Here is a 12,246-nt window from a genome sequence, read left to right on the forward strand (position 1 = left end):
GCTTCTTTGGACATGAAAACAAGAAATGCATTTCAACATGAAGAGGTGTTTGTCCAATTCATTCGTGAACAAAAAGAGCGTTTTTATTTGCTCGCGTATAGCTATACAAAAAATGAACAGGACGCACTAGATGTTGTACAGGACAGTGTTCAAAAAGCCATGCTGTCATTAGATCGACTTGAAAATGTTGATTATATGAAAAGCTGGTTTTATAAAATAGTCGTTCGTACAGCCATTGATTTTTTACGAAAGCATAAACGCTTACAAGTAACTGATGATGATACTTTGCAATATTTAACCCCCGCTCAAGAGGATGTCTATGAAAACGTCGATTTAGAGCATGCGTTAGATGAGCTACCGCAAATGTATCGAGAGGTTGTGATTCTCCATTATTTCGAGGATTTAAAGCTCGCAGACGTTGCGAACATCCTCGATATTAAGTTAAGTACAGCCAAATCGCGTCTTTATAAAGCACTAAAACTATTGAAAATACAATTGGAAGATGTGAAGGGAGAAACTGCACATGGATAAAAAATTAAAAAATTTAGAAAAACAATATACAGATGTTTCTATTCCTAAGGAATTAGATTTGGTGGTAGAACGAGCATTAAAGCAAGGACGAAAAAAGAAAAAGAACCGTACTCCTCAATGGTTGCTTGGCTCGGCAGCGGCAGCTATGCTATTTACTGCTAGTTTAAATGTAAGTCCAGCAATGGCTCGAACACTTTCAGACATCCCTGTTGTAGGAAGTGTTATTAAAGTATTAACTTGGACAGAATATGAGGTGGCAGAAGATAATTTTGATGCCAATATTAAAGTACCTGCTATAGAAAATTTAGACAATCAAGATCTTGCCAATACATTAAATGAAAAGTATCGTGCAGAAGGGAAAGCTCTTTACGATGAATTTATCACTGAAGTCGGTGATTTAAAAGCCAGTGGGAGTGGTGGTCATTTAGGCGTTGATAGTGGCTTTGAAATTAAAACTGATAATGACCAAATTTTATCGATTGGTCGTTATGTGGTAAATACTGTCGGCTCTTCTTCTACTGTGATGGAATACGATACGATCGACAAAGAAAACGAAATTTTAATTACTTTACCTATGCTTTTTAAAGATAAAAATTATATTGAAGCTATTAGTGAAAATATTAAGGAACAAATGCGTACGCAAATCACCGAATCCAATCAGGATAAAGTTTATTGGGTGAAGGGTGCTGGCATGGCCGATGAAGATTTGATGGAGGAATTTACAGCCATTCAACCTGATCAGCAATTCTATATTTCAGATAAAGGGAAGCTTGTGATTTCCTTTGATAAATATGAAGTGGCACCAGGCTTTATGGGCGTTGTGGAATTTGAAATCCCAACAGACGTCTTAAAGAATGATCTTGTGAGCACAACATACATCCATTAATAACTAGGACTTAACGAGGTATTTGATGATAACATCATCAAATACCTCGTTTTTTTCATGGAGAAGAACCCATTTTCTGCTTATAAAGCTACTGTTTTTTGTCAAAGCTAATATGTATCAATCAATGTTAGAGGGTTTTCATCATGAAAAGTGTAGGATCCATCAGTATTTTACATGTAATCTTCCTATCAATGACCGTTATTGGCTTAAAAAATCATGTAACTATTATTCCTCCACTGCTAGACGCAGCCAAAAGAGATGGCTGGCTATCTGTATTATTTGCGGGGGGTATTATTTTCTTTTGGCTATTTTTATTAGTTTATATCCAAAAAAAATCGAAACAGGAACCCATTCGAGACTGGCTCAGTGAAAAAATTGGAAAAGTCGCTTCTACTACCATCATCTATATTGTCGCCATTTTTCTATTGATTATCGCAGCTTTTACAATGGTGGAAACATTACAGTGGGTAAATAGCACATTTTTACCACAAACACCCGTCCTTATATTATTGTTTGTTTATACTATCCTTTGCATTTTACTAGTGACAACTAGCTTACAAACGATTGTTATTGTCAATGTCTTTGTATTATTTGGAGTTGTAATCCTTGGTTTTTTTGTCGCCTTTACCAATATACAAGTAAAAGATTATAGCTTGTTGCGACCCTTTTTCGAGCATGGTTTTCAGCCTATCATACACGGTATGATTTTTCCTGCATCAGGGTTTATAGAGCTATTATTACTATTATTTTTGCAGCACCAATTTAAAGAACGTCTTCGTTGGTACCATTTCACGATTATTTTGGCTATCTTAATTGGCCTTACATTAGGTCCGCTAATTGGAGCTATTACTGAATTTGGGCCAAGTGAAGCATCGAAACAACGTTATCCTGCTTATGAAGAATGGGGATTAGTGACCATCGGACGCTATATTGAGCATCTAGACTTCTTCTCTATTTACCAATGGTTAACTGGGACTTTCATTCGTGTGAGCTTCCTGTTATATATTGTGGCAGACTTATTAAAAATGACGGGTGATCCGAAGCGTATCTGGCAAATGCTCGCTCCCCCCTTCTTCATCATTTGTTTACCGTTAATTATGTTAAATGAAAGCTTATTTTTAAAAGTAAAGGGACATTATATTTTAAGTGCTACGTTTATTTTCTTTTTTGCTTTATCAATTTTTTTCATTGTCGTTGCTTACTTATCGGATAAATCTTCTAAAAAGGGGAAAACTGAAGAACAAGACATGAAAAGTGGTGAATCATAATGTCTCAACAGGAGCATGAGTTTGATTTCAATACAATAAAAAAACTATTTCAAAAATCTGCAGATATACAATTTCAGGAATATAGCTTTAATGAACAAAAGGTACAATTTATCACTTGTGATGCCATGATTGATCAACAAATGCTGAACGGTGTCATTATCCAGCGGATCCAGTATTTATATGATCATTTGGATGACGTATCTTTTGAGGAAAATATAGCGAGGCATCTCCATGTTCCAAGCCTTCAGAAAATCGAAGATAAGGAACAGCTTATTTCATCCGTTTATAGTGGCTTCCTGTTGATGTATTTTGAGCAGGATAACCTTTTATACGCAAGTAATATCGCTAAAAAGCCTAATCGTAAGCCAGAAGAAACGCGTATGGAGGTTCTTATTAAAGGGCCAAGGGATAACTTTATTGAAGATATCCGCGTCAATATCGCTTTAATCCGCAAACGATTACCGACCAATTCATTTTGTGTCGAAAAGGTGGAGCTCGGAAAACGCTCAAAAACAACTGTTGCCATCCTGTACTTTGAAGATATTGTGGATATGGACATTTTGCATGGTATTAAGAAACAGCTAGCAGCGGTCGATACCGATATCGTTTTTAGTGGTGATTTATTAATGGAACGCGTTAATAAAAATTCAAAATTATTTCCAAAGTTCGATTATACAGGGCGACCCGACTATGCCGTTCAAGCATTAGCAAGGGGACGCTTTGTTATTTTCGTAGATGGGGTTGCTTATGGCATTGTCACACCTGTAAATCTTTTCTTATTATTGAAATCTGCCGAGGATAATGAATATCCGATCATTTTCAGCTCAGTAGAACGAGTACTACGGATAATCGGTATTCTTATAGGATTGCTACTGCCTGCCTTTTGGCTCGCTTTAACAACTTACCACCAAAATCAATTACCATTACAATTACTGGCAACTGTTGTACAAGCCAAGGCTGGATTACCCCTCCCTTCTTCACTTGAGATGCTCATCATGCTTTTGATGTTTGAATTGTTCCGTGAAGCAGGGCTACGGCTCCCTTCAGTTATTGGGGGAACCATCAGTGTTGTAGGTGGAATCATTATCGGAGATGCTGCAATACGAGCAGGTGTAACAAGCCCTGAAATGATTGTTGTCATCGCCATTTCTACTATCGCATCATTTACGTTGGTCAATCAATCACTTGTGACCTCAGTTAGTATATTACGAATTGCCTTCATCCTTGCTAGCGCCTTTTTGGGTTTATTTGGCTTCTTTGTTTCTTTATATTTAACAATTCTGTACCTAAGCAATATTCGCATTTACGGATACTCTTACATGAACCTTGCAACAGATTTAAACTGGTCCACCATCAAAAAATCTATTTTTCGTCTATCACCTAAAGGTTACTCGGAGCGCAATAAAGCTCTGGCTCCTCAGGATTCAACCCGTTCAGCTGATGCTCATAGCGTAGACAATAAAGACCAAGAAAATAACTAGCATCCCCTCATATATGGAGGAGATGCTAGTTATTTTTGGCTACATCTTTTGTATGCTCTCTTCGATGGATGCTAACCTCGATTGCCAATATCGCTTCATTTCTCCTCTTATTTGCTGATCGGCAAGATGTTCCTGATGAAAACTAATGGTCGTTTTATTATTTTCTTTGGAAAGGATTCGAATTTGTATGGTAGAAGGTCGTTGCCACCCCTCCTTTTGCCAAGTAAGACGAAGTTGCACAAGTGGTTTGACAATCCGAATTTCTCCTGTTCCCACCATTGTACGATATTGATGGCCAGGTTTAAGAATTATATTTTCCCCTCCTCCTATCCATGCATTTAAACCTTCCTCCCCTGTAATAAGAGACCATGCCTGCTGTTGCGAGATTGGAAACGTTTTTCTAACCCCTACTTGATAACCAACTGCTTTGGTTAATCCAATATTTTTGTGGCTGTCCATGTCTTAACCTCCATCTATTAATCTGTCATTTTCTATTCACTACTAGTAATTCCTCTCCTCTTCTAAAATTCCTTGTCCTATTAATCCTTATCCTTTGCGATAAATATTTAAAAATAGGAAAAGGCAGAAATGCGCTCACACATTTCTGCCTTTTAATCATCGAGCTGACAGGATGTTACGTCAGCTTTACATAATCATGTTGAATGCTTTGTTCGTTTTGTCCCTTACGGAATTGGATGTGATGGAGTTTCGCAAAGATTCCATTGTGAGCCACTAACTCATCATAAGTACCATCTTCTTCAATACCTTTTGGCGTCACGACCATTACCCGATCTGCGTTTCTTATAGTTGCCAGGCGATGGGCAATCACTAAAGTAGTACGGTTTTCAGCTAGCTCTGATAAAGATTGCTGAATAATCATCTCTGTTTCGGTATCTAATGCAGAGGTCGCTTCATCTAAAATTAAAATAGGTGGGTTTTTCAAGAACATACGCGCAATGGCTAATCGTTGTTTTTGTCCACCGGATAATTTCAAGCCTCGTTCTCCAATTTGCGTATCATAACCATCAGGTAGCTCAGCGATGAATGCCTCTAAATGGGCCTTTTTCGCTGCTTCACGAATTTCTTCTTCACTGGCATTTAGCATTCCATAGGCAATGTTTTCACGAATTGTCCCTGTAAATAAGAAGACATCCTGCTGTACGATACCAATTTGAGATCGTAAGGAAGCCTGAGTCATATTGCGAATATCGATACCGTCAATCGAAATAGCACCTTCTGAAACCTCATAGAATCGAGGAATCAACGAACAGATGGTCGTTTTACCAGCACCTGAAGGGCCAACAAATGCAATAGTTTGTCCAGCTTTTACATCGAATGAAATATCTTTTAAAACCTGTTTCGAAGTATCGTAATTAAAGTGAACATTATTGAAGGAAATATTACCATCTAAATGGTTAATGACCTTCGCATTTTCACGATCTTGAATTTCTGGTTCCTGCTCAATTAATTCACGGAATCGCTTAAAACCAGCCATTCCCTTCGGATAAAGCTCTAATAAAGCACTAATCTTATCAATTGGTTTTATGAGAACATTTGTATATAAAACAAAGCTCACTAGCTCCCCATAAGTTAATTTTCCATTAAAGCTTAGCCAAGCGCCGACTACTAACACCATTAATGTAAGGAGGCGTGTCATCATATAAATGCTCGAGTGAGTACCTGCCATTATTTTATAGGCATATAATTTAGCCGTACGGAAAAACCCATTCTGCTCCTTAAAGCGTTTGATTTCAAAATCTTCATTTGTAAAAGATTTCACAACACGGACGCCGGACACACTATCCTCTACACGTCCGTTAACATCAGCAATTTTGCCATACATCGTTTTCCAAGCATTATTCATTTTTATATTACTAAATGTCACAAGCCATGTTAAAAATGGCACCATGATTGCTGCAATTAGAGCGAGTGTTGGGTTCACATTAAACATAATGGCGAAGGCACCAACAAAGGTCATAATGGCAATGAATAAATCCTCAGGTCCATGATGGGCAAATTCCCCAATATCAAATAAATCATTGGTAATACGGCTCATGATATGTCCTGTTTTCGTATTATCAAAGAATCGGAATGATTGCCTTTGTACATGCGTAAATAATTCCTGACGCATATCTGTCTCAATATTAATCCCCAATTTATGCCCTAAATAGTTCACGATAAAGTTTAAAAACGTACTTATTGCGTACACTAGCAGCAATAATACACTTATTTTTACAATCATTCCCCAATCGCCTGTTGGTAATAGCTCATCAATAAACCACTGAACGGCTAATGGAAAGGCGAGCTCTAAAATGGCTACAATGATTGCACTTGAAAAATCGATGACAAACAATCGTTTATGCGGCTTATAATAGGAAAAAAATTTTCTATACATGTTTGTCTCCTTTCTAAGTTGTAAAAATTTCGCCTATCTTTTAATAGTACCATTTGTGCAAACGTAACGGAAAAGTATTTTTTCTCCATAGCAGTATATTTTTATTTACTTTCAGTTTTTCGCATGCTATGATTGGTGTAAGAATTGAATAGCTTTTGACTTTATTGTCAAAGGGGAGTAGCTAGCGGATGCGATCGAAGCATCTGATTCACATTCGTCATTACATGGTTCCTACCATCGGGTGTGATGGCATAAATTGTCTCACAGAATAATTTCTGTGCAACGAACAGTAAATTGCTTAGCAAGACCTTTGCCTATTTTTTAGGCAGGGGTCTTTTTCTTTTGCTTAAAATTGGGAAGAATATGTTAGAAGCAACCATTCATTTCTGTTCAATAATTAAAGGAGGAAACAAATTTGGAGGCAATTATTTTAGAATACGCATGGGTACTCGTCGTATTAATAGTATTAGAAGGATTGTTGGCAGCTGACAATGCAGTCGTCATGGCAGTTATGGTTAAGCATTTACCAAAAGCACAACAACAAAAAGCTTTATTATATGGATTGGTGGGGGCGTTTGTTTTCCGCTTCGCCGCATTATTCCTGATTACAACACTCGTTAATTTCTGGCAAATTCAAGCAATAGGTGCAGCTTATCTATTGTTTATGTCTATTAAGCATATTTATGATTCACGGAAAGCATCGCAAAGCTCCGATGATATCCAAGAGCCGAAAAAGCAATCCGGCTTCTGGATGACGGTTGTAAAAGTAGAACTTGCTGATATCGCGTTCGCGGTAGATTCTATTTTAGCTGCGGTTGCTATTGCTGTAACACTACCACATATCGGTGATTTTGATATTGGTGGTATTAATGCAGGACAGTTCGCCGTTATGTTCTTAGGTGGTATTATCGGGGTTATCATGATGCGATTCGCGGCTCGTTGGTTCGTGAAAGTTCTTGATAAATTCCCTTCACTAGAAACAGCTGCCTTCCTAATCGTTGGTTGGGTTGGTGTGAAATTAGCGGTGTTAACATTAGCACATGAAAAATTAGGCATTATTCCACATGAGTTCCCACATTCTACAATTTGGAAAGCTATTTTCTGGATTGTCCTAGTAGCAATTGCCCTAGGTGGTTACTTAATTGGGGTCAAAAACCAAAAAACTCAAGCACAATAATGATGAAAAAAATCGCCACGACCTATGTCGAGGCGATTTTCTATTTGAGGCTAAACAAATCGCCCTATCCAACTCCCCCACTAATACTTAACTTTACGAACGACACAATAGCCTTTTCCTGCCGTTGTATCGAAAAATAAAGAAGTGTAAATTTTCTAATTGAGAACGGATATCAATTAAGTTTTGCACATATTTCCATGAAATTTAAAATTTTTGTATGAAGAACCTCTAACATTGTATACTAGTGAAGAAGGCATTTACTGCAAAAGGAGGAAAACTTTTATGTTATCTGAAAAACTACACACAGCACTTAACGAACAAATGAATTTTGAATTTTACTCGGCCCATGCTTACATGGCAATGGCGGCTTATTGCACAGACCAGGATTACGATGGTTTCGCTAACTTCTTTTTAGTACAAGCCGAAGAAGAACGCTTCCATGCGATGAAATTTTACAATTTCTTAAGTAATATGGGCTACCGTGCAACCATTCAAGGCTTTGATAGCCCAGGCAATCATTTTGAATCGATTTTAGATGCCTTTAAAACAGCTCTTTCTCATGAAAAAGAAGTGACGCGCCGTATTTATAATTTATCTGATATCGCTTTAGACGAACGTGAGCATGCGACAATGGCCTTTTTAAAATGGTTCATCGATGAACAAGTAGAGGAAGAATCTACATTTGATACATTAATTCGAAAAATCGAACGTATCGAAAACGACTCCAACGCTATCTTTATGCTAGATGCAGAATTAGCTACGCGTACATTTACGCCTGATGCAGAAGCATAACTTACTTACTAAATTAGCGAACCCATGACAAAGGCTACGAAGTTTCATCAAAGAAGCTTCGTAGCCTTATTTTTAGGCTTTAAATACACTATAAAACTATAGCTATTTTTTTATAAGAAAAACGTCAACAATCAACGTTTCTCTTTTCTTTTTTTATGATTCTGCTGGCTCTCGAACTTCTCCATCAAACGCAGACCGATAAATAGCATAAATATCTTCTCGTTCTAATGGCATCGGACTTCGGGCTAAAATTCTTGTTTGCTTTGTTGCATCGTCCGTTAATTGTTCTAGGGCTTCTTCTGGTATAGTAAATCCCTTTAATGTGGAAGGAATTTTTACATCTTGAACGAGCTGTTGTAATGCATCCACACATTTATAGGAAGCCTCTTCTTGCGATAAGTAGGTAGATGCTAAACCCATGGCATCTAAAATATCTTTCATTCGTTTTTCACAGCTTTGACGAATATATCCCATGACATATGGTAAGAGCACGGCATTGGAATCACCATGGGCTATATGAAATTGACCTCCCAAAGGATAAGCTAAAGCATGCACACCAGCTACTCCTGCATTGAAAAAGGCCAAGCCAGCTAAATAACTGCCATAGCTCATATCTGAACGTGCCTGTTGATTTTCCCCTTCCAGCACAGCTGTACGAATAGAGCCACTAATTAGGCGAATAGCTTGTAGTGCTAGTGCATCCGTTACTTCATTGGCATTGACTGAAACATATGCCTCAATGGCATGTGTTAAAGCATCAACCCCCGTTGCAGCTGTTACCTTTGGGGGTAATGAAATCGTTAGCTCTGGGTCTACAATCGCACTGTCCGCCAATAAGTAGTCATGTGTCACAACATCTTTTGATGTGTCGAGGGACAGGACTGAAATATTTGTCACTTCTGAGCCTGTTCCAGATGTAGTTGGTATTAGAATCTTTGGTAATCCTTTATGTTCAAGTGCTTTTGTGCCTGTTAAATTTAAATAATCCGCTACTTTCCCATCATGTACGGCTAAAACAGCAGCAAGCTTAGCTAAATCAAGAGCACTTCCTCCCCCTAAACCGATGACCAAATCAAATTGATGTTTTCTAGTAAAATCAACTAGCTTTTCTCCAATAGCAAGTGGGGGCTCTGGGGCAATATCTGTATAAATGGTTGTTGCATATCCTTTTGTACGCAAGGGCTGCTGGACTTTATCTGCTAGCCCTAATTCCTTTAAAAGTGGGTCTGTGACAATTAAAATATTTGTAGCTTTAAATCTTTCTACTTCGGGCAGAAGCTGATTTAAACATCCCCAACCTGTATAGCTTACAGGCGTAAAGGTTAATTTATGCATGGCTTCTCTACTCCTATCTATTCATAATATCCTTCTGTCGATTTTCTAAATGATTTAAATTGGACAGGGTCATGACCAAACCAAACCTGAGAATTCGTTTCATTGGCAAGTCGGCGAATGCGTTCAACTGTAGAATTATAGCCAACCGAATCATATATAATGCCCGGTGGCTTAACAGGTGGGCCAAAGCTTTCCGCCGTATAGATGGCATCTGACGCTAAAATAATTCCACCTGTGTCTGGCATATTAATGTGCAGACCGAGCATACCCCACGCATGGCCACTACCAAAATTCAACACTTGAATACCTTCTGCAAGCTTCACATTATCTTCACCACGTTTAATAAGGCGCCATTGTAAATTATTTTTAATCCACATATCAATGTCGCCCCAAACGTAAGCACCGTCTTTAACATTTCTTGCATACGTTTGTAATGTGCCGTTAAACTCATCTTCTTGTACAATGATCGTTGCATTCGTAAATAATTCTAAGCAGCCTGCATGGTCGAGATGCAAGTGGGATGCTACAACAAATTTGATATCCTCAGGACGAACATTTAATTCTTCTAATCGATGATGTAAATAACATTCTTCTGGCATATTAATAGGGAACGCTTTTTGTGTAAATTCTCCCCAACGTCCATCGGGTCCCATAGCATTAGGATTACACGCCGTATCAAATAAAATTTTGCCCTCTGGATGATCAATAAGTACTGTATAAACAGGGAATTCTACAAATTCATTTGGTTGATTTGGATGATCGATTGTTGCCGGATTGTGCATGGCAATCATATAATTCTTATCCATTCGCATCGTACCGTTGTCCATTACATACAATTTTGGGTGTTGTTTGATCATTTTCATGTTTCCCATCTCCATTCGTGATTATTGGTTATTCCAAATAATGAGCTTCATTTCTGTCATTTCTTCCATTGCATATTTTATGCCTTCACGGCCTGTACCACTTTCCTTCACGCCACCATATGGCATATGATCTACACGATAAGTTGGCACGTCATTAATAAGAACGCCCCCTGCCTGTAATGCTTTGGAAGCTTTAAAAGCCGTCTCAATTGATGGTGTAAAAATACCTGCCTGTAGTCCATAATGAGAATCGTTAATAGCCTCTATTGCCTCCTCTATAGAAGATACTGAATTCACGATAACAACTGGCGCAAAAATTTCTTCACAGGATACCTTACTTTGTGAAGATACGTTCGATAACACAGTTGGCAATAAAACCTGATTGTCAATATAACCACCAGCAATGATTTTAGCCCCTTCAGCAACTGCTTCTTCAATCCACTCCTGGGCTCGTTGTTGTTCTGCTGCTGAAATCATCATGGCTATATCCGTTGTTTCATCAAGAGGATCACCAATGACTAGCTGTGCCGCTTTAGCGCTGAGCTTGTCTAAAAACTCATTTACGATACTTTCCATTACATATATTCGCTGCAATGAAATGCATACCTGACCTTGATTTGAAAATGCCCCCATAATCACTCGGTCCATAATCTGATCAAGTTGAACGCCTTCGTCAACAATCACTCCTGCATTCGACCCTAGTTCTAATGTTACCTTTTTTAAACCTGCACGATTTCGTAGCGAAACCCCTACAGCAGGACTTCCCGTAAACGTTATCATTTTCACATGAGGGTGTGCTAAAAATACATCTCCTACTAATTTCCCCTGCCCCGTCACTAGATTAAAAGCTCCCGCCGGTAAATTGGTTTGTGCCAATAATTTTGCTAGAAAATGAGCGGATAGAGCCGTTTGAGTAGCTGGCTTTAACACAATCGTATTCCCTGCTGCTAAAGCAGGACCTACTTTATGCGCAACTAAATTTTGCGGGAAATTAAACGGTGTAATTGCAGCAATTACGCCGATTGGCTCTCGAATGGTATAGGCAAAGCGCCCCTCCCCATTTTTAGAAGCGTCCATCGGAATCATTTCGCCCGTTAATCGTTTAGCCTCCTCTGCGGCAAATTTATAGGTTTCAATGGTGCGATCAATTTCAGCATAGGCATACTTGAGCGGTTTTGCTGATTCTAGTGAAATGATACTAGCTGCCTCTTCACGATTTTCCAAAAAGAGTGTCGATAAATGCTCCAAAATTTCTGCTCGTTGAAAAGCCGTTAACGCAGCCATGCTCTTCGCAGCAGCTTGTGCACTTGCAATGGCCTCATGCACATCTTGTTCAGTGGCCATTGCAAAATGGGCAATCACCTCTTGTGAATGCGGGGCTTGAACCTCCATATACTCTTCAGTTATCTTCCATTCTCCATGAATCCATAAGCCCCTTTTCAAGACTTATCTCACTCCTCCCCTTGATGGTTACGTATTCATTTCTGAAAATAAAGAAATGAATACGTAACCATTTTG

The 12,246-nt window shown here is 38.5% G+C and carries 11 protein-coding genes; 6 read left to right on the forward strand and 5 right to left on the reverse strand.

All coding sequences use genetic code 11. The features are described 5' to 3' along the window. The first annotated feature begins 12 nt into the window (after positions 1-12). The 4 genes from sigV (at position 13) to AC07YC_RS09435 (ending at position 4,166) form a co-directional block, all read left to right on the forward strand. Complete coding sequence (gene sigV, locus AC07YC_RS09420; RefSeq protein WP_025116216.1) at positions 13-531, forward strand: RNA polymerase sigma factor SigV; 519 nt, start codon at positions 13-15, stop codon at positions 529-531. Then, entirely contained in the window at positions 524-1,417 is an 894-nt protein-coding gene (rsiV, locus tag AC07YC_RS09425; protein WP_336635071.1) for an anti-sigma-V factor RsiV, read from the forward strand. The genes sigV and rsiV overlap by 8 nt, the downstream gene beginning before the upstream one ends. Before the next feature lie 143 nt (positions 1,418-1,560). Next, positions 1,561-2,685, forward strand: a complete 1,125-nt coding sequence (locus AC07YC_RS09430) for an endospore germination permease (protein ID WP_336635072.1) — start codon at positions 1,561-1,563, stop codon at positions 2,683-2,685. Next, positions 2,685-4,166 carry a spore germination protein gene (locus tag AC07YC_RS09435; RefSeq protein WP_336635073.1) on the forward strand — a complete coding sequence of 494 codons (1,482 nt, stop codon included), beginning with the start codon at positions 2,685-2,687 and terminating at the stop codon, positions 4,164-4,166. Before AC07YC_RS09430 ends, AC07YC_RS09435 begins: the two co-directional genes overlap by 1 nt. Positions 4,167-4,205: 39 nt before the next feature. On the opposite strand, the gene AC07YC_RS09440 is transcribed toward AC07YC_RS09435, so the two are convergent. Beyond that, positions 4,206-4,625, reverse strand: a complete 420-nt coding sequence (locus tag AC07YC_RS09440) for an SRPBCC family protein (protein WP_494919160.1) — start codon at positions 4,623-4,625, stop codon at positions 4,206-4,208. A gap of 175 nt (positions 4,626-4,800) precedes the next feature. Next, positions 4,801-6,561: an ABC transporter ATP-binding protein gene (locus AC07YC_RS09445; RefSeq protein ID WP_336635075.1), complete on the reverse strand. Its 1,761-nt coding sequence runs from the start codon at positions 6,559-6,561 to the stop codon at positions 4,801-4,803. Between the two features lie 415 nt (positions 6,562-6,976). Between AC07YC_RS09445 and AC07YC_RS09450 the strand changes: the two genes are divergently transcribed. Both AC07YC_RS09450 and AC07YC_RS09455 read left to right on the forward strand, forming a co-directional pair. Then, positions 6,977-7,738 (forward strand): TerC family protein, encoded by a 762-nt coding sequence (locus AC07YC_RS09450; RefSeq protein WP_494919162.1) that lies wholly within the window; start codon positions 6,977-6,979, stop codon positions 7,736-7,738. A gap of 282 nt (positions 7,739-8,020) precedes the next feature. After that, positions 8,021-8,530, forward strand: a complete 510-nt coding sequence (locus AC07YC_RS09455) for a ferritin (RefSeq protein WP_336635077.1) — start codon at positions 8,021-8,023, stop codon at positions 8,528-8,530. A gap of 153 nt (positions 8,531-8,683) precedes the next feature. Here the strand turns inward: AC07YC_RS09455 and AC07YC_RS09460 are convergent, their stop codons facing one another. The 3 genes from AC07YC_RS09460 to AC07YC_RS09470 are packed head-to-tail and all read right to left on the reverse strand — an operon-like array spanning position 8,684 to position 12,171. After that, positions 8,684-9,865, reverse strand: coding sequence for an iron-containing alcohol dehydrogenase (locus AC07YC_RS09460; protein ID WP_494919163.1), 1,182 nt, complete (start codon positions 9,863-9,865; stop codon positions 8,684-8,686). Positions 9,866-9,882: 17 nt separating this feature from the next. Continuing rightward, positions 9,883-10,728: an AhlS family quorum-quenching N-acyl homoserine lactonase gene (ahlS, locus tag AC07YC_RS09465; RefSeq protein WP_370689946.1), complete on the reverse strand. Its 846-nt coding sequence runs from the start codon at positions 10,726-10,728 to the stop codon at positions 9,883-9,885. Positions 10,729-10,749: 21 nt separating this feature from the next. Continuing rightward, positions 10,750-12,171 (reverse strand): aldehyde dehydrogenase family protein, encoded by a 1,422-nt coding sequence (locus tag AC07YC_RS09470; protein WP_494919164.1) that lies wholly within the window; start codon positions 12,169-12,171, stop codon positions 10,750-10,752. Positions 12,172-12,246: the final 75 nt, after the last annotated feature.

Source organism: Lysinibacillus sp. GW247-5R2A (assembly GCF_059424475.1).

Excerpts from the sequence above, each read along its gene's own strand:
- sigV (WP_025116216.1), top strand. The coding sequence starts at position 13 with ATGAAAACAAGAAATGCATTTCAACATGAAGAGGTGTTTGTCCAATTC.
- rsiV (WP_336635071.1), top strand. The coding sequence starts at position 524 with ATGGATAAAAAATTAAAAAATTTAGAAAAACAATATACAGATGTTTCT.
- AC07YC_RS09430 (WP_336635072.1), top strand. The coding sequence starts at position 1,561 with ATGAAAAGTGTAGGATCCATCAGTATTTTACATGTAATCTTCCTATCA.
- AC07YC_RS09435 (WP_336635073.1), top strand. The coding sequence starts at position 2,685 with ATGTCTCAACAGGAGCATGAGTTTGATTTCAATACAATAAAAAAACTA.
- AC07YC_RS09440 (WP_494919160.1), bottom strand. The coding sequence starts at position 4,625 with ATGGACAGCCACAAAAATATTGGATTAACCAAAGCAGTTGGTTATCAA.
- AC07YC_RS09445 (WP_336635075.1), bottom strand. The coding sequence starts at position 6,561 with ATGTATAGAAAATTTTTTTCCTATTATAAGCCGCATAAACGATTGTTT.
- AC07YC_RS09455 (WP_336635077.1), top strand. The coding sequence starts at position 8,021 with ATGTTATCTGAAAAACTACACACAGCACTTAACGAACAAATGAATTTT.
- AC07YC_RS09460 (WP_494919163.1), bottom strand. The coding sequence starts at position 9,865 with ATGCATAAATTAACCTTTACGCCTGTAAGCTATACAGGTTGGGGATGT.
- ahlS (WP_370689946.1), bottom strand. The coding sequence starts at position 10,728 with ATGAAAATGATCAAACAACACCCAAAATTGTATGTAATGGACAACGGT.